General features: G+C 75.0%; 15 protein-coding genes. 1 reads left to right on the top strand and 14 read right to left on the bottom strand.

Translation table 11 applies throughout. The features are described from left to right. Window positions 1–361: 361 nt before the first annotated feature. Window positions 362–2,422 carry a DEAD/DEAH box helicase gene (locus tag ACI79A_RS06715; RefSeq protein WP_457081257.1) on the top strand — a complete coding sequence of 687 codons (2,061 nt, stop codon included), beginning with the start codon at window positions 362–364 and terminating at the stop codon, window positions 2,420–2,422. A gap of 404 nt (window positions 2,423–2,826) precedes the next feature. Here the strand turns inward: ACI79A_RS06715 and ACI79A_RS06710 are convergent, their stop codons facing one another. The 14 genes from ACI79A_RS06710 to allB all read right to left on the bottom strand — a co-directional run bounded on the left by ACI79A_RS06710 (window position 2,827) and on the right by allB (window position 17,767). Next, a complete protein-coding gene (locus tag ACI79A_RS06710; protein WP_457076956.1) occupies window positions 2,827–3,030 on the bottom strand; it encodes a cold-shock protein in 204 nt (67 codons plus the stop codon). 275 nt (window positions 3,031–3,305) lie between these two features. Then, on the bottom strand, window positions 3,306–4,355 hold the full coding sequence (locus ACI79A_RS06705) for an isopenicillin N synthase family dioxygenase (protein ID WP_457081255.1): 1,050 nt from the start codon (window positions 4,353–4,355) through the stop codon (window positions 3,306–3,308). After that, window positions 4,352–5,482, bottom strand: a complete 1,131-nt coding sequence (add, locus tag ACI79A_RS06700) for an adenosine deaminase (RefSeq protein WP_457081253.1) — start codon at window positions 5,480–5,482, stop codon at window positions 4,352–4,354. The genes ACI79A_RS06705 and add overlap by 4 nt, the downstream gene beginning before the upstream one ends. Further along, window positions 5,479–6,333 (bottom strand): ABC transporter permease, encoded by an 855-nt coding sequence (locus tag ACI79A_RS06695; RefSeq protein ID WP_457081251.1) that lies wholly within the window; start codon window positions 6,331–6,333, stop codon window positions 5,479–5,481. The genes add and ACI79A_RS06695 overlap by 4 nt, the downstream gene beginning before the upstream one ends. Continuing rightward, a complete protein-coding gene (locus ACI79A_RS06690) occupies window positions 6,330–7,112 on the bottom strand; it encodes an ABC transporter permease subunit (RefSeq protein ID WP_457081249.1) in 783 nt (260 codons plus the stop codon). Before ACI79A_RS06690 ends, ACI79A_RS06695 begins: the two co-directional genes overlap by 4 nt. Window positions 7,113–7,117: 5 nt before the next feature. Beyond that, complete coding sequence (locus ACI79A_RS06685; RefSeq protein ID WP_457081247.1) at window positions 7,118–7,945, bottom strand: ABC transporter ATP-binding protein; 828 nt, start codon at window positions 7,943–7,945, stop codon at window positions 7,118–7,120. Between the two features lie 37 nt (window positions 7,946–7,982). Then, window positions 7,983–9,041 carry an ABC transporter substrate-binding protein gene (locus ACI79A_RS06680; protein ID WP_457081245.1) on the bottom strand — a complete coding sequence of 353 codons (1,059 nt, stop codon included), beginning with the start codon at window positions 9,039–9,041 and terminating at the stop codon, window positions 7,983–7,985. Window positions 9,042–9,211: 170 nt separating this feature from the next. After that, window positions 9,212–9,688 (bottom strand): nucleoside deaminase, encoded by a 477-nt coding sequence (locus tag ACI79A_RS06675; RefSeq protein WP_457081243.1) that lies wholly within the window; start codon window positions 9,686–9,688, stop codon window positions 9,212–9,214. Next, a complete protein-coding gene (locus ACI79A_RS06670; RefSeq protein ID WP_457081240.1) occupies window positions 9,685–12,330 on the bottom strand; it encodes a molybdopterin-dependent oxidoreductase in 2,646 nt (881 codons plus the stop codon). The genes ACI79A_RS06675 and ACI79A_RS06670 overlap by 4 nt, the downstream gene beginning before the upstream one ends. Next, a complete protein-coding gene (locus ACI79A_RS06665) occupies window positions 12,327–13,136 on the bottom strand; it encodes an FAD binding domain-containing protein (protein ID WP_457081238.1) in 810 nt (269 codons plus the stop codon). Before ACI79A_RS06665 ends, ACI79A_RS06670 begins: the two co-directional genes overlap by 4 nt. After that, window positions 13,136–13,951, bottom strand: coding sequence for a MurR/RpiR family transcriptional regulator (locus ACI79A_RS06660; protein WP_457081236.1), 816 nt, complete (start codon window positions 13,949–13,951; stop codon window positions 13,136–13,138). The genes ACI79A_RS06665 and ACI79A_RS06660 overlap by 1 nt, the downstream gene beginning before the upstream one ends. After that, the gene (locus ACI79A_RS06655; protein WP_457081234.1) at window positions 13,948–15,201 is read right to left on the bottom strand and encodes an allantoate amidohydrolase; all 1,254 of its coding nucleotides are present in this window, start codon (window positions 15,199–15,201) and stop codon (window positions 13,948–13,950) included. The genes ACI79A_RS06660 and ACI79A_RS06655 overlap by 4 nt, the downstream gene beginning before the upstream one ends. Beyond that, window positions 15,198–16,415 (bottom strand): pyridoxal-phosphate-dependent aminotransferase family protein, encoded by a 1,218-nt coding sequence (locus tag ACI79A_RS06650; protein WP_457081232.1) that lies wholly within the window; start codon window positions 16,413–16,415, stop codon window positions 15,198–15,200. The genes ACI79A_RS06655 and ACI79A_RS06650 overlap by 4 nt, the downstream gene beginning before the upstream one ends. Then, complete coding sequence (allB, locus tag ACI79A_RS06645) at window positions 16,415–17,767, bottom strand: allantoinase AllB (protein ID WP_457081230.1); 1,353 nt, start codon at window positions 17,765–17,767, stop codon at window positions 16,415–16,417. The genes ACI79A_RS06650 and allB overlap by 1 nt, the downstream gene beginning before the upstream one ends. Between the last annotated feature and the right edge of the window lie 31 nt (window positions 17,768–17,798).

Genomic DNA, 17,798 nt, shown 5'->3' with positions numbered 1-17,798 from the left:
TGCCGCGTGTCTCGCGACGACGTCCTGCGTGCGGATGTCGGCCCGATCGTCGACGGGCGGCTCCGGGTCCTCCTTCGAGGGCCGGGCGTCAGGCGCCGCGGCGTCGATCCCTCGCCGGATCCCCCCCCGGGCCGGGTCATGGCTCGGGATGGTCACCGGAGGCCGCCTCCGGGAACGACCGTCGTCCGGTCGCGGGACGGTGCGCGGCACCGTGCCGTGGGCCACTCGGCCCGCGGCACCCAGAGGAGGAGTCTTGGGCCGATCAGGCCAGCGCTCGACGGGCCAGCGACGTGCGGCCCCGCGAAACCAGCGACGCGTCCCCGGGGACGTGGTCACGCTGCTGTCCCGCACCGTCCGATCGGTGGAGGCCGCCGTCCAGGCGGGCCGCGTCACCCCCGCGGTGCGCACCAAGTTCCAGGTCGTCGCACTGATGGTGCGCGAGGAGCACGCCCGGGTGCGGGCAGACGAGACGCTCAGCCCCGCCGCCCGGTCCGACCAGCTCAAGCGGATCGACGGGATCGGCACGATCCTGGCCAAGACCGCCGTGCGCGACCCCGGGCTGCTCGCGCTGCTGGCCGACGACGCCGTCGTCACCGGGGCCGCCCGGTCGCTGCAGCAGGAGATGCTTCGGTCGGTGGGGATCGAGCCGGAGCCCGAGCCGGAGCCCGAGCCCGAGCCGGCCGCCGCGCCGGCCGCGGCTCCCGAGCACCGGGTGGTGCCGCAGTCGGTCATCTCCCGGCAGCTGGCGAACCCCTTCCTCGCCCCCGACTTCTCGGCCGCGCCGCCGCCCGTCGCCCGGCCGCGCCGGCTGGCCGGCTGGGAGCTGATCGGCCCGCTGCTCAACTCCTTCGAGCGCGCCGGCGGCGGCGACGCGGCCTGCATGCCGCTGCCCGCTCCGTCCGCCCGGCCGCTGTCCGGGGGCGCCGAGCTGATGCCGCACCAGGCGCAGCTGGTCGCCGCCGCGGCCGCCGGGCACCGCACCTTCCTGCTCGCCGACGAGCCCGGCCTGGGCAAGACGGCGCAGGCGCTGCTCGCCGCGGACGCGGCCGACGCCTACCCGCTGCTGGTGGTCGTGCCGAACGTGGTCAAGACCAACTGGGCCCGCGAGGCCGCCCGCTGGACGCCGCACCGGCGGGCCACGGTCATCCACGGCAACGGGGAGACCGTCGACGGCTTCGCCGACGTCGTCGTCGTCAACTACGAGGTCCTGGACCGGCACGTGGGCTGGCTGGGGGAGTTCGGCTTCCGCGGCATGGTCGTCGACGAGGCGCACTTCATCAAGAACAAGACCTCCCAGCGCTCCCAGCACGTGCTCGAGCTCTCCGAGCGGCTCCGCACGCGCACGGTGCGGCCGCTGCTGATGGCGCTGACCGGCACACCCCTGATCAACGACATCGAGGACTTCCGGGCGATCTGGCAGTTCCTCGGCTGGATCGACGACGCCAAGCCGCTGGGCGAGCTCATGAACGCGCTCGAGGAGGTGGGCCTGACGCCGGCCGACCCCGGCTTCTACCCCGCGGCCCGCCGCTGCGTGATCGACATGGGCATCGTCCGCCGCCGCAAGGTGGAGGTCGCCGCCGACATCCCGGCCCGCCGGATCGCCGACCTGCCGGTGGAGCTGGACGGCGCGGCCGGCCGGTCGATCCGGGCGGCCGAGCGCGACCTCGCCCGCCGCATGGTGGCCCGGTACGAGACGGCGCTGGCCAACCGGCGCTCCGGTGAGCCGGTCGAGGGCATCGACGCGGACCTGGTCCGCACGGTGGCCCGCTGGGAGCTCAAGGACGCGACGACCTCCAGCAGCGGCGACAACGTGTTCGGCATGCTCCGCCGCATCGGCCAGGCCAAGGCCGACCTCGCCGCCGACTACGCCGCACAGCTCGCGCGCAGCGCCGGCAAGGTGGTCTTCTTCGCCAAGCACGTCGACGTGATGGACGCCGCCGAGCAGGTGTTCACCAAGCAGGGGGTGCGGTTCTCCTCCATCCGCGGGGACCAGACGCCCGGCGTGCGGCAGCGGAACGTCGACGCCTTCGTCAACGACCCGGACGTCGCGGTCGCCGTCTGCTCGCTGACCGCGGCCGGGGTGGGGCTGAACCTGCAGGTGGCGTCCAACGTGGTGCTGGCGGAGCTCTCGTGGACCGACGCCGAGCAGACGCAGGCGATCGACCGCAGCCACCGCATCGGGCAGACCGAGCCGGTCACCGCCTGGCGGATCATCGCCGCGCAGACCATCGACGCGCGGATCGCCGAGCTGATCGACAGCAAGGCGGGGCTGGCCGCCCGGGCGCTCGACGGCTCCGACGAGGAGGTGCAGTCGTCGGCGGACGTGCAGCTGGAGGCGCTGGTCGCGCTGCTGACCGACGCGCTGGCGGCTCGGCCGGCGCCCGTGGCGCCCCTGCCGTTGCCGGAGGCCGCCGGGGACTGACCCCACCGGCGGGCGCCGCTCACCGCTGGCGGGCGCCGCTCACCGCTGGCGGGCGGCGCTCACCAGCGCAGCGGCTCCACCGATCGCGAGTGGGCGGTGCGGCAGGCCCGGCAGTTGCCCCAGGTGACCAGCTGGAAGGGCGTGGTGGGCCGGCCGCACTCGGGGCAGGGGACGACGTCGCCGGCCTGCGCGCGCGCCTCGTCGCGTTCGCGGGCGCGCTGCTCGTGGACGGCGGCGTCGCCGCGGCAGGTGCACCCGAGGTGGGCGTCGGCGCAGCGGGACCGGGGGCTGGCGATGGGGTGCCTCCTGGGTGGGCGGGCGGATGAGCACGTGCCGTCGGCCGGGCACCGGGCCCGGGAACGGACGAGGCCCCGGCGCGGAACGCCGGGGCCTCGTCGCATCGCTCAGATCGGGCGGACGTTCTCCGCCTGCGGGCCCTTCTGGCCCTGCGTGACGTCGAACTCGACGCGCTGCGCCTCGTCCAGCGACTTGTAGCCGCTACCGCTGATCGCCGAGTAGTGGCAGAACACGTCGGGGCCGCCACCGTCCTGCTCGATGAAGCCGAAGCCCTTCTCGCTGTTGAACCACTTCACGGTGCCCTGGGTCATGTCGTCCTCGTCCCGGTGGGGGGGTGTCCGGCGCGACAGTCGTCGGACCGGGACCGCCGTACCGACCGGCAGGACCGAGAGGGAACGTCAGGCAGAGACGACTGCGGACGTCCGGGAACGAAGCAGAGGCACAACGGCGATCACCGTGGACTGTACGGCCTTGACGCCCGGCCGTGGTGGTCGGCAGGGACGACGGGCCCCGTCGCGCCCGCTGCGGCCCGCCGGGAAGGGACGCCCACCACCGTCGACGACGGCCTGGACCCGGCACCCCGTGCTCACGCCGGCCGGGCGGCCAGGACGCGCGCCGCCTCGCGTTCGGCCTCCCGGTTGGCGACGCCGGCCCGCGAGCCGGCGAGCTTCGCGCGGATGTGCTCGCCCACCGTGATGGGCGGGTACACCGACCTGCCCTGCGCGTCCCGGCAGGTCGGGAGCGTCTCGATGACCGCGTCGATGTTGCCGTCGTGGAAGAACGCCGCGGAGCGCCGGCGCTCGATCCGGCCGGCCACGATCGGCGGCTTGACCCGGTGCAGGGTCGACATCCAGCGCTCGCCGGTCCACCGGGCCATCAGGTCGCCGAGGTTGATCAGCAGCGCGCCGTCGGCGGGCATGACGTCGTGCCAGGCGCCGTCGCGGCCGAGGACCTGGAGGCCCTTGACCTGGTCGGCCCACAGCACGGTGACGATGCCGTAGTCGGTGTGCTCGCCCATGCCGGTGAGGTCGCCGTCGAGCGTCACGTCGCCGGGCGGCAGGGCGTAGTTGTTCATCCGCAGCACGTCGAGGCTGTGGTCGGTGTACGCCTCGAAGAACCGGGCCGGCAGGTCGAGGGCGTCGGCGAACAGGGTGGTCAGCGTCCGCGCCACCCGGCCCGCCTCGGCGAAGTACCTCTCCACCGCGGCGCGGAACCCCTCGGCCTCCGCCGGCCACACGTTCTCGGGGTAGTCGGCCACGGGCAGGTCCAGCCCCGGGTGGTCGGTGTGCGCGGCCCCGACGTTGAAGGCCTCGAAGAAGTCGTGCATCCGGTTCGAGGGCGCCAGCCCGAGGCTCAGGCTCAGCGACTCGGTCTTCGGCGGGCTGTAGCCGCGGTTGACCTCCGGCGGGGTGCGGTACGCCGCCTTGGCCTCCAGCGGCAGCCCGAAGAAGGCGTCCAGGGCGTCGGCGAAGGCATCGGTGACGTCGGTGGGCACGCCGTGCCCGAGCACCTGCACGAAGCCGACCGTGCTCGCCGCCTCGTCGAAGGCCTGCGCCGCCGCGCGCCGGCTCTCGGGTGAGCCCGCCGGGTCGACGTAGGGGGAGATGTCCACCGCGGGCACGCGGAAGTCGGTCATGGCTGGAGCTCCTTGGTCTGGGCGGGCAGGGCAGGGGGTGTCGGGCGAGGTGCGTCCGGCGTGGCGGCGACCATCTCCTCCGCGCGGGCGCGCAGGTCGGCCTTCTCGGTCGCGTCGAGCCAGCACGCGTCGATGGCGTTGGCGGTGAAGGTCGCCAGCTCGTCGCGGCGGTAACCGAGCGCATGGGCGAGCACCCGGAGGTCGTGGGTGGGGTCGGTGCCGAACATCGGCGGGTCGTCGGAGTCGATGGCGACGCACAGCCCGGCGTCGACCATCTGCGCGATCCGGCGGTGGGTGCCGTCGCCGCTGCCGGAGTAGCGGCCGATGTCGGAGCTCACCGGGGTGCAGATGAACGGGATGCGCTCGGCGACGCACCGCGCGGTGACCTCGGGGTCGTCGACGACGTGGTAGCCGTGGTCGACCCGGCTGCAGCCGAGCTCGTCGAGCAGGGTGCGGACGTTGCCGGGCGGACCGGACTCCGAGTGCGCCGTGCGACCCAGGCCGGCCCGCCCGGCGAGCCGGTACGCCTCGACGAACCGTTCGGGCGGGCCGTTGACCTCGGCGTAGTCCAGCCCGATGCCGACCACCTCGTCGACGCGGTGCTCGATCACCTGCTCGACCAGCTCGACGGCCTCGGCGGCGCTGCGCTCGCGGTTGATCCCGACCACCAGCCGGGCGTCGATGCCGGTGTCGGTGCGGGCGTCGCGCAGCCCGGCGAGGACGCCCTCCAGGATCCGCGGGTAGGGCACGCCCGGATGCCCCGGTGGGCTCAGCTGGATCTCGCGGTACAGGACGCCGTGGTCGGCGCCGCCGGCCGTGAGCGACTCGTAGGTGACCCGGTGGAAGTCCTCGGCGTCCCGGACCACCGACCCGACGACGTCCAGCACCCGGAGGAACTCGCCGAGGTCGGCGTAGCTGTCGTGGTCGTAGAGGTCCTCGGCCGAGCGGTCCAGCCGCACGCCGTGCCGCGCCGCGAGGTCGACCACCGTCTGCGGGGCGACCGAGCCGATGAGGTGGCAGTGCAGGCTCACCTTCGGCAGCGCGGCCACCATCGCGTCGACCGCGGGGTCGTCCGGGACCGGCCGGGAGTGCGGTGGGTACCGCGGAGTGCGGCGGGCGGTCGTCATGCCCGGTCGGCCTGTCCGAAGCGGCTGAGCACGGCCGTCTCGACCAGCTGGGCGACCAGGTAGAGCAGCAGGGAGACCACCGTGATCACCACGACCAGCGCCCACACCCGCCCGATCTGGGAGCGGGCGGCGGCCGAGACCACCGCGTAGCCGATCCCCTGACCGGTGGCCAGCCACTCGGCCAGGAGGGCACCGGTCATCGAGCCGGGCACGGCGATGCGCACAGAGGCGAACAGCGCCGGGAGCGCGGAGGGGAACCCGACCGTGCGCAGCACCGTCATCGGTGAGCCGCCGTAGACCAGCACCAGGTCACGCATCTGCGGGCTCACCGAGCGCAGCCCGACGACGATGTTCACCAGCGCCGGGAACAGCACCACGATGGCGCTCATCAGGGCGACGATCGGCCAGCCGCGGCCGACCAGCAGGATCAGCATCGGCGCCAGCGCGATCAGCGGCACGGTCTGCAGGACCAGCGCCACCGGCATCACCGCGCTCTCCGCGGCGCGGAACCGGACGACGGCGGCGGCCAGCAGGACGGCGGTCAGCATGCCGGCGACGAACCCGATCCCGGCGTCGAGCAGCGTCTGCCCCAGCAACCCCGCGATCTCGGCCCGCAGCTGGGGGGCGTCCTCGTCGAGGAAGAGGATCTCGACGACGTCGGCGGGCCCCTTGCCGACGAAGCTGGAGACGTCGAAGGCCCACAGGCCCAGCACCCACAGCGCCACGACCACGAGCAGCACCAGCGCCATGGTGCCCACGGTCCGGAGCGTGGCCGCCAGCAGCGGGTGGCTGCCCCGCGGCGCGGGGGAGCCGGCGGCGGGCCGGCCGGGCACCAGCAGGTCGGTGCTCATGCCGCTCCCCGGGACCAGGGCGTGGCGACCCGGGCGAGGAGGGCGAACAGCCCGTAGCAGGCGCCGGCCACCAGCGCGCAGCCGAGGCCGATCGCCCAGGCTCCGGCCACGTCGACGTTCTGCTGCGCGATCTTGAGGGTGACCGCCACGCCGCGCTGCACCCCGCCGACGTACTCCCCGAGGATCGCGCCGAGGAAGGCCAGCGGTGCCGCCAGGCGGAGGGCGGCCAGCACCGCCGGGAGCGCGGCGATCAACCGGACCTTGGTCAGCTGGCGGACGACGCCACCCCCGAACACCCGGACCACCTCCAGGCTGGCGGGGTCCGCCGACCGAAGGCCCAGGACGGTGCCGACGACGGTGGTGAAGAAGACCGACAGCGCCGCCAGCGCGGTGGCGGTGCCGGCCCGCTCGCCCTCGGCGGGGTTGCCGATCACGATGAACAGCACCGGTGCGATGGCGACCAGCGGGACGCAGTAGGTGATCACCGCGATCTGCATGACCAGCTGCTCCAGCGCGGGCACCAGGAGGGTCAGGGCGGCGAGCGCCACCGCCGCGACCGTGCCGTAGCCGAAGCCGATCGCGGCTTCCTCCAGCGTCATGCCGAAGTGCGTGGCGTAGTAGCTCCACCCCCGGTCGACGGCGGCGGAGACCACGCCCGCCGGGGAGGGGATGCGGGCGTCGGCGAGCACGGTCAGCTGGAGCAGCCACCAGACGGCGACCACGCCGGCGAGGCCGAGAGCGCCGAGGGCCGCCGAACGCAGCGAGTCGCGGGCGAGCACGGCGCTCACCCCGCCGCCGAGCCGTCGCCGAAGAGCAACTCCGAGGCGTGGTCGTGCAGCGCGTGGAACTCCGGTGTCCGCAGCATCTCGGGGTGCCGGGGGCGGGGCAGGTCCACCTCGATCACCTCCTTGACCCGACCGGGCCGCGGGCTCATCACCGCCACCTGGTCGGAGAGGAAGATCGCCTCGGAGATGCCGTGGGTGACCATCAAGGTGGTCGCCGGCTTCTCCGTCCAGATCCGCAGCAGCTCCACGTTGAGCCGTTGCCGCGTCATGTCGTCGAGCGCCCCGAACGGCTCGTCGAGCAGCAGCACCGACGGCTGGACCACCAGCGCGCGGGCGATCGAGACCCGCTGCCGCATGCCGCCGGACAGCTGCGCCGGCTTGGCCTTCTCGAAGCCGGAGAGGCCGACCAGGTCGATCAGCTCGCGGACCAGCGCGGCATCGGGCCGGGTGCCGGACACCTCGAAGGGCAGCCGGATGTTCGCCTCGACCGACCGCCAGGGCAGCAGCGCGGAGTCCTGGAACGCGATCCCGAGGGCGTGCTCCCGGCGGAGCTCCAGCGGGGTCATGCCGTCGACCAGCGCGGTGCCGCCGGTCGGCTCCTCCAGACCCGCGAGGATCCGCAGGATCGTGGACTTGCCGCAGCCGGAGGGACCCAGCAGGGACAGGAAGCTGCCCCGGTCGGTGTGGACGGTGGCGTCGGTCAGGGCCTGCACCTGCTTGCGGCCGGAGCCGAAGGCCTTGGTGAGGCCCTGGAGGTGGATGCCGGTGCCCCCGGCCGGCCGGGGAGCGGCCGGCCGGGGGACGTCGGTCTCGTCGAGCGAGGTCACGATGGGTAGCGCTCCGGGGTCGTCGGGGGACGGGAGGTCAGGAGGCCGCCGTGGGCACCTCGACGAGCTCCGGCTTCTCCTCCAGCAGCTCCTGCAGCAGCGAGAGGTCGAACAGGTCGGCGGCGTCGGTGACGTCGATGTCGGCCGCGGCGAGGGTCGCGAGGTTCTGCTCGATCAGCTCGTCGCTGATGGTGAGCAGCCCGTTGGTCTCGACGTCGGGCGTCACGATGAGGGTGCTCTGCACCTCCGCCTGCTGGACCTCCTTGGCCAGGTCGAGGTCGAGGTCGGCGCCGTACTCCTCGACCGCGAGGCGGGCGCCCTCCTCCGGGTCGCGCAGGTAGTCCTGCCAGCCCCGGATCTCCGCCTCCAGGAAGGCCTTCACCTTCTCCGGCTCGTCGGCGATCATCTCGTCGGTGGTGATGATGCTCTCGGCGACGAACGGCAGGCCGTTGTCGGCGAAGGGCAGGTTGGTCACCTCCTCGCCGGCGTTCTGCACGGTGATCGACTCGTTGGTGAGGTAGGCCAGGAAGCCGTCGACCTCACCGTCGATGAGAGGCGCGGGGTCGTACTCGACCGGCACCTTCTCGACCTCGGCGGGATCGATCCCGTTGACCTCCAGGAGGGCGTCGAACAGCGTCTCGTTGCCGCCGGCCTGGACGCCGATCCGCTTGCCGACCAGGTCCTGCGGCGTGGCGATGTCCCCGCCGCCGGCCAGCGACAGGATGGTGAAGGGGTTCTTCTGGAACTTGGTGCCGACGATCTTGAGGGGGGCGTCCTCCTCCGCGATCACCTGGGCGGTGGCGACGGCGTTGCTGAGCCCGAAGTCCGCCTCCCCGCTGGCGACCAGCGTCTCGATCGGCCCCGGGCCGGGGTCCATCGTGACGGTGCCGAAGCCCGCGTCGGTGTAGTGGCCGTTGGCGTCGGCGAAGTACTCGCCGGCGAACTCGGCGTTCTTGATCCAGGAGAGCTGCAGCGTCACCGGGCCGAGGTCGCCGTCGGCTGCGGCGCTGTCGCTCTCGCCGGAGCCGCCGCAGGCGGTGAGGAGGAGTGCGGCGCCGGTGAGTGCTGCGGCGGTGCGCAGCGTGCGCGTGGTCATGGGCGTCTCCTGGTCGCAGAGGGGCTGATCCGGGTGGGGGAGTGCGTCGCCCACCCGCCGGAGGAGGACGCTAGGAGCGGTGGGTTTCGGCGCCGGTGGCCGCGCGTTGCGGGTCTGTTAAGAGAAACGTCGATCTCACCGTGGAACGGTCGTCTCGCCCGGGACCGGCGTCAGTAGTCGACCCGCAGCGGGTTGTCGCGCCAGGCCAGGAACGGTGCGACCGCGGTGTCCAGGCGCAGCTCCTGCACCGGGGTCGGCCAGGACGGCGGCGGGGAGGCGAGCAGGTCGTAGAAGGCCCGGTCGTCGAACCCACCGTCGGCCGCGTCGTCGCGGTTGGCGGCGAACACGACCCGGTCCAGCCGCGCCCACAGGGAGGACGCCGCGCACATGGGGCACGGCTCGCACGAGGTGAACAGCGTGCAGCCGGCGAGCGTGAAGGTGCCCAGCTCCCGGCAGGCCGACCGGATGGCGACGACCTCGGCGTGGGCGGTGGGGTCCAGGTCGGGGGTCACCCGGTTCACCCCGCTCGCCACGATCGTGCCGTCCCGGACGACGAGCGCCCCGAAGGGGCCGCCGCCGTCGGCCACGTTCGCGGTGGCGAGGGCGACGCACTGCTGCAACCACTTCTCGTCGGCGACGGACGTCATGGTGTTCCTCCTCGGGTCAGGCGCCAGATGCGGTCCCGGCTCATCGGCAGCTCGGTGGGGCGCACGCCGACGGCGTCGCGCACCGCGTTCGCGATGGCCGGGGCCACCGGGTTGTAGGGGGCTTCGCTCATCGACTTGGCGCCGCGCGGGCCCAGGGCGTCGGAGGTGCCGGCGAACAGCACCCGGGTGGGCGGCACGTCCCCCAGCTGGGGCGTCCGGTAGTCCCGAAAGCCGCGGGTGAGCACGTGGCCGTCGGCCACGACCAGTTCCTCCTGGAGCGCCGAGCCGATCGCCTGGGCGACGCCGCCCTCGACCTGCCCGCGCAGCTGCTCGGGGTTGAGCACCACCCCGGCGTCGACGGCCTGCACCGAGTCGAGCAGGCGCACCTCGCCGGTGGCGGCGTGCACGGCGACGCGGACGGCGTGCACGTTGAACGCCACCGACCGCCCGGTACCGGTGTTCACGCCCGTTCCCGACAGCGCCCGGTCCAGTCGGCCGAGGCCGCCCAGCGCGTCCAGCCGGCGACGCACGTCCTCGGCGGCGTGCTGCACCGCCTGGCCGGCGACCACCGTCCCGGTCGACCCGAACGCGCCCGAGTCGTATCCGGCGGTCGCGGTGTCCGACGTGACCAGCCGGACGCGGTCGGGGGAGAGCCCGAGGACGTCGGCGACCAGCTGGGTGTGCACCGTGGCGGTGCCGTTGCCGAACTCCGCGGTGCCCACCTCGACGGTGGCGGTGCCGTCGACGTCGAGGACGACCCGGGCGTTCGAGTGGTGGCCGCGCGGGGGGATCGTGGCGATCATCGCCAGCGCCATCCCCTCACCGAGGGCCCACCCGTCGCCCTCCGGCACCGGGGTGGGCCGCTCGGCGAGCGCCTGCTCGGCGAGGTCCAGGCACTGGTCGAGCCCGTAGCTGCCGAACGCGAGATCGGTGTTCGGGTACCCGTCCACCACGAACGGGTCGCCGGGCACGACCACGTTGCGGCGGCGCAGGTCGAACGGGGAGATGCCCACCTGCCGGGCCAGCTCGTCGAGCGCGGACTCGATCGCGAAGACGACCTGGCCGAGGCCGTACCCCCGGAAGGCGCCGCTGGGCGGGTTGTTCGTGTACACGGCCTCGGCGTCGACCCGCTTGTTCGCGGCCCGGTAGACCGCCACCGACTCGTGCACGCCGTGGTACATCACCCCGGGCCCGTGGTTGCCGTACGCGCCGGTGTCGCTGAGGACGTCGACGTGCAGCGCGGTCAGCCGGCCGTCCGGGTCGGCGCCCACGGCGACCGAGACGCGCATCGGGTGCCGCATCGGCACGGCGGTGAACTGCTCCTCCCGGGTCAGCTCCAGCTGCACCGGCCGGCGGTCGCCGCGCTCGGCCAGGCGCAGCACGGCCAGCGCGACGACGTCCTCGACCAGCAGCTCCTGCTTGCCGCCGAAGCCGCCACCGACCCGGGCGGCGACCACCCGCACCCCCGCCGGGTCGCGGCCGAGCACCCGGGCGAGCTCCGCCCGGACCAGGAAGGGCACCTGCGTGCTGGTCCGCACCACCAGGGTGCCGTCGTCGTCGACCCAGGCCCGCGCCCCGTGGGTCTCCAGCGCGGCGTGGGTGACGCGGGCGCTGGTCCAGGTGCCGCGGACGGTGTGCGCCGACGCGCCCAGCGCAGCCGTGACGTCCCCGACCTCACCGTGCGAGGCCGCCACCACGTTCCGGCCGGGCTCGGCGATCCGGGACGCCGCAGGGTCCTTGTCCCCGTGCAGCAGCGGCGCGCCGGGCGACCGGGCCGCCTCCGGGTCGAAGACCGCCGGCAACGGCTCGTACCGCACCTCGACCAGTGCCGCCGCCCGCGCGGCGACGGCGGCGGAGACCGCCACGACCGCGGCGACCCGCTGCCCGCGGAAGCGCACCACGTCGTCGAACAGGCGGGTGTCGTCCGGGTCGTCGAGCCGGTTCTCGTGCCGGCCGGTGGAGTACAGGACGTCCGGGGAGTCGGCGGAGGTGAGCACCAGCTCGACCCCGGGGAGCGTCTCCGCCCGCGAGGTGTCGATCGAGACGATCCGGGCGTGCGCCTGCTCGGCGCGGACCAACCGCACGTGCAGCACCCCGGCGTCGGGCAGGTCCAAGGTGTAGGGCTCGCAGCCGGTGACCACCCGCGGGCCGGCGGGGGCGGCGACCGAGGCGCCGACCGCCCCGCAGCCCGGGCCGGCGTCCTGCACGTTGGCCCGGCCCGCGAGCGCGTCGCGGACGGACCGGTAACCGGTGCACCGGCAGAGGTTGCCCTTGAAGGCGAGCTCCGGCTCGTCGACGCCGACCGCCCCGTCCGCGTCGGCCAGCGCCGTCGCGGTCACCACCCAGCCCGGCGTGCAGAAGCCGCACTGGAAGCCGGCTGCCGCGACGAACCGACGCTGCACCGGGGAGGGCTGTTCCGGGGTGCCGAGCCCGGCGGCGGTGGTGACCGGCCGGCCGGTCGCGCGAACCGCCGGGGTGATGCAGGAGTGCACCGGCGCCCCGTCGAGCAGCACGGTGCACGCGCCGCAATCGCCGGAGTCGCAGCCCTTCTTCACCGCCGTGCCGCCGTTCTCGCGGATCCAGGTGCGCAGGCACTGACCCGCGGCCGGACGCCCGGGCACCTCGGCCCCGTCGAGGATCATGCCGCCCCTCTCGTCAGCTCGCCCCAGACCTGGGTCGCGAGCAGCCCGGTCTGGGCGGCCCGCCAGTCGGGGGCGCCGTGCGCGTCGGCGTACCAGCCGACCTCGGCCCCGGCTCGGGCCACCACGTCGCGGACCGCGCCCGCCGACGTCGCGGCCGGCAGCGCGAGCACGACCGGCCGGGGCACCGAGCCGGTCACGGTCAGGACGACGGCGCCGGCCTCGCGCCGGCCGACGACCAGCGCGGCGCTGCGGCCGTACGTGGTCAGTGCGGCTCGCCGGACCGCCGTGCGCGCCCGGAGCGCCGGGCCGGGCAGGTCCACGGCCCGGACCACCTCGCCGGGCCGCAGGTCGACCACCCCGGCGCCTCGGACGAACGCCGGCACGGGCACCCGCCGCTCGCCGCCGTCGGGCGTCCACACCACCACCTCGCCGGCCAGGGCCGCGGTCAGCGCGATCATCGCGCCCGCCGGGAGCGCCAGGCACAGGTTCCCGCCGACGGTCGCCGCGGCCTGCACCTTGAACGACATCAGCAGCGCGTCCGCGCACCGCCGCGCCAGCCCGGGCGCCGGCCAGGGCGCCTGTTGCACCTGCGCGATCGTGCAGGTCGCGGACAGCCGCAGCCCGCCGTCCGGCAGCGGCTCCCACGGCGCCCAGTCCATCGTGGTCAGGTCGACCAGTCCGGTGACGTCCGGCTGCGGCTCGGAGAACAGCCAGGTGCCGCCGGCCAGCAACCGTTCGCCCGGCCGCAGCGCGAGGCTGTCCCGGTCCGTCGCGTCCCGATGGGTCTCCACCCACGCGAGGTCCATCACTCCACCTCCGCCAACTGGTCGTAGGTCGCGCTGATCGCGGTGACCCGGTCGCGCCCGGTGCGCCCTCTCCGGGTCAGCACGCCGTCGGCGAGCACGGCGACCACGCTCATCGCGGCGGCGTAGGAGTCGTAGGCCAGCGCGCCCTGCACCGGGCACGGCAGCCACACCCGGGCCGCGCCGGCGTGCCCGGCGGCGGTCGGGTCGCCGAAGAGCAGGACGTCGGCCCCCGTGGCCGCGGCCGCGGCCAGGAACGCCGCGAAGCCGGCCGGCCGGCGGCGGAAGCCGACGGCGACCACCGCGTCGCCGGGCCCCAGATCGGCCAGCTCCTCACCGACCACCTGCCCGGGGAGCGGGGCGAGCGCCACCCGCGGGCGGGCCTGCACCAGCTGCCCGCGCAGGTGCAGCGCGACCGGGTGGCTGTTGCGCCAGCCGGCGACGAGCACCGAGCGGGCGTCGGCCAGCACCGCCACCGCGTCGGCGACCGCCGGCTGCAGCACCGCGGCGGCGACGGCGTCCGCCTCCGCCCCGGCGTGGGCCGCGAGGTCGGGCGGGCCGGCGACCCGCCCCGGCTCGCCCGCGCTGCGCAGGGCCCGCAGGTGCGCCCGGACCTCGTCGAAGTCGGCGAAGCCGAGCGAGCGGAACAGCCGGCTCATGGTCGCCTTCGACACGCCGGCCAGCGCCGCGAGCTCGGCGGCGCGGTAGATCGCGAGGTCGTCGAGGTGCTCGAGCAGCGTCTCCGCGGCGCGCCGCTCCTGGGCGGTCAGCTCGGTGCGGCGGCGGGCGATCCGCTCGTCGATGCGCGGCCCGGTCACGGCCGGGCCGCCGCGGTCGCCGCGACGCGCAGCACCGCCGCCGCGAAAGCGTCCAGCCCGCGGGCGACGTCGACCTCGCGGACGTCCTCGTCCGGGGAGTGGCTCACCCCGTCGGCGCAGCGCACGAACAGCATGCCGACGTCGGTCACCGCGGCGATCGCCATCGCGTCGTGGCCGGCGGGGCTCCACAGCGCCATCGGCTCGTCGGCGCCGACGTCGTCGGTGGCGCGGATGCCGTCGACCACGGCCTGCTGGAGCCACGGCGCGCATGGGGCGGCGGCGGCGCGGTGGGTCTCCTCGACCTCCAGGCGCAGCCCGCGCCGGTCGCAGATCGCGGTGATCTCGGCCTGCAGCAGCTCCCACATCCGGTCGCGCGCGCCGTCGGTGGCCGCCCTGAGGTCGAGGGTGAGGTCGACCCGGCCGGGGATGACGTTGACCGCCCCGGGGGAGACCTCCAGCCGGCCGACGGTGGCGATGCAGTCGCTGGCCCGGGCGAGCCGCTCGATCGCGACGACGGCCTCGCTGGCGCCGATCAGCGCGTCGCGCCGGCGGGGGTACGGGGTCCCGCCCGCGTGCCGGGCCTCGCCGAGGACGGCCAGCCGGAACCGGCGGGCTCCGGCGATGGCGGTAACGCAGCCCAGGGACCGGTCGGCGGCCTCCAGGTACGGGCCCTGCTCGATGTGCGCCTCCAGGTAGCCGACCAGCTCGGCCGGCCGGCGAGCGGCCTCGCCGACCCGGTCCGGGGCGAGGCCGAAGTCGAGGAAGGCCTGGTGCAGGGAGACGCCGTCCCCGTCGCGCAGCGACCACCAGGCGGCGTCCCACGTGCCGGCGGCGGCCTGGCTGCCGAGCAGGGCCTTGCCGAACCGGGCACCCTCCTCGTCGCTGAACCCGACCACCTCGAGGGCGAAGGGCAGCGGGGCCTCCCGCAGCCGCTCGGCCACGGCGATCGCCATGACCACCCCGAGCATCCCGTCGTAGCTGCCGGCGTCCGGCACGGTGTCCAGGTGGGAGCCGAGCACGAGCGCCGGCAGGCCGGCGGAGCCGCCCTCGCGCCGGCCCCACTGGTTGCCGGCGGCGTCCTGCCAGGTGCGCAGGCCGGCCTGGGCCATCCAGCCGGCCACGTGCCGGTTGGCCGCGGCGTGCTCCCCGGTGAGGTACCGGCGCTCGAGGTGGTCCGGGGCGGCGGAGAAGCGGTCCAGCTCCGCGCAGCGGGCCAGGACCTCGGCGGCTGACGTCCGGGGTGTGGTCATGCCCCGTACACCTCGCGCGCGGCACCGACCCCGCCGCCCGCGGGCACCGGCACCCCGCAACCGCGCAGCACCTGCTCCAGCGCGGCCAGCGTGGTGAGCACCGCGTCCCGGCGGGCGTTGTAGCCCATCGTGCCGATCCGCCAGACCCGGCCGTGCAGCGGCCCGAACGAGGTGCCGATCTCGATGCCGAAGTCCGCCAGCAGCGCGGTGCGCACCCGGTCGGCCGACACGCCGTCGGGGACCTCGACCGCGACGACGTTGGTCATCTTGTGCGCGACGTCGCCGAAGACCGCCAGGCCCAGGCCGCCGACCCCGGCGAGCATCGCCCGGCCGTGCAGCTCGTGCCGGGCGACCGCGCGCTCGATGCCCTCCTCGACCAGCAGCCGGGCGCACTCCCGGGCCGCGTAGAGCATGGTGGTGGCCTCGGTGTGGTGGTTGAGCCGGCGCGGCCCCCAGTAGGCCATCACCTGGGCCAGGTCGAAGTAGTTGGACGCGATGCGCGTGCCCCGGTCGACGTCGTCGTCGGCCCGGATGCCGGCCTCCACGTGCGTCCGGCCCCCGATCAGCTCGACCGCCCGCGGCGAGAGGGTGATCGGCGCGCTGCCCGAGGGGCCGCCGAGGCACTTCTGGAGGCCCGCGGTGACGACGTCGAGGCCCCAGGCGTCGGCCTCGAACGGGTTGCCCCCGAGCGAGGCCGTCGCGTCGCAGTAGAACAGCACGCCGTGCCGGCGGCAGATCTCGCCGATCTCGGCGAGCGGCTGGCACATCGTGGTGGAGGTGTCTCCCTGGACCACCACGAGCAGCTTCGGCCGGACCCGGGTGACCGCCGCCTCCACGGCCTCCGGCGGGACGACCTCACCCCACGGCGCCTCGACGGTGTGCACCTCGGCACCGCACCGCGCCGCGATCTCCGCGAGGAGGTGGCCGAACCGGCCGAACACCGGCACCAGCACCCGGTCGCCGGGCTCCAGCAGCGACACCAGCGCCGCCTCGATCCCGGCGCGCGAGGTGCCGTCCACCAGGAACGTCTGCTCGTTCGAGGTGCCGAACACGGTGCGGTACAGCGCCATCGTCTCGTTCATGGTCGCGGTCATGAACGGGTCGAACTGCCCGACCAGCTGCGCCGACATCGCCCGCAGCACCCGGGGGTCGACGGTGATCGGGCCGGGGCCCATGAGCAGCCGGGGCGGGACGTGCAGCTCTCCGGTGGCCATCAGGCGCTCCTCTCCAGCTGGGTGCCCCAGGTGTGGTCGGGGCGGGCGGGGTGCACGGCGCGCCCGCGGACCACCGTGTGCGTCACCCGGCCGGGGAAGGTGGCGCCGTCGTAGGCCGAGATCGGGTGGCGGTGGGCCAGCCGGTCGGCGGAGATCGCCGTGTCCGCGGCGGTGTCGTGCACGACGAGGTCGGCGTCGGCCCCCACCGCGATCCGGCCCTTGCGGGGGAGCCCGGCCAGGTCGGCGGTGTTCCGGGACGTCCACCGGCTGACGGTGGCGATGCCGATCCCGCGGCGGGCGGCCTCGGCGGCCACGGCGGTGAACCCGACCTGCAGGCCGGAGATCCCGCCCCAGGCCTGCTGCAGGTCGCCGTCGCCGCGGGTCTTCTCCTCCGCGGGCGCGGGCGAGTGGTCGCTCACCACGCAGTCGATGAGGCCTGCGGCCAGCGCCGACCACAGCTCGTCGCGGTTGCCGGCGTCACGGATCGGCGGGCAGCACTTGAACTGCGGCGCGGCGTCGGGGATCTGCTCGGCGCTGAAGGTCAGGTAGTGCGGGCAGGTCTCCACCGTGACGGGCAGCCCCTCGTCCCGGGCGGCCTGCAGCAGCGGCAGCGCCCGGGCACTCGACAGGTGCAGCACGTGCACCCGGGCGCCGGTGCTCCGCGCGCCGTCGACGACCTGCCGGATCGCCCGGGTCTCGGCGTCGTCGGGTCGGCTGAGCAGGAAGTCGGCGTAGGCCCGGCTCGGCCGCGCCGGTGCCGACTCCAGCACGCCGGCGTCCTCGGCGTGCACGATCACCAGCCCGCCGAACCCGGCGACGGTCGTCAGCGCGCGGGTGAAGCCGGGCGGGTCCAGCGGCGGGAACTCGTCGACGCCGCTGGGGGAGAGGAAGCACTTGAAACCGAACACCCCCGCCGCCCAGAGCGCCTCGAGATCGCCCTCGTTGCCCGGGACGGCACCGCCCCAGAACCCGACGTCCACGGCGAGCCGGCCGTCCGCCGCCGCCTGCTTGCCGCGGAGGTGGGCGACCGTGGTGGTGGGCGGGACCGAGTTGAGCGGCATGTCGACGAGCGTGGTGACGCCGCCGAGCGCGGCCGCCCGGGTGGCGGTGGCGAACCCCTCCCAGTGCGTGCGGCCGGGTTCGTTCACGTGCACGTGCGTGTCGACGACGCCGGGCAGGACGTGCGCGGTGTCCGGCACCTCCAGCACCGGGCCGGAGACCTCGGTCCCGGCGTAGGGCTCGATCGCGGTGATGACGCCGCCCGCGATCCGCAGCGTCGCCGGGCGGACCGTGTCGCCGACGAGCACCTGCCGCGCCCGGACGGCGGCGACGTCCGACTCGGCGGTGGTCACGCGATCTCCTCTGTGGCCGGCGTTGCGGCGA

Source organism: Modestobacter sp. SYSU DS0657 (assembly GCF_054050925.1).
Note: the sequence above shows the minus strand (reverse complement) of the source record. Positions and strands in the feature narration are given on the sequence as shown.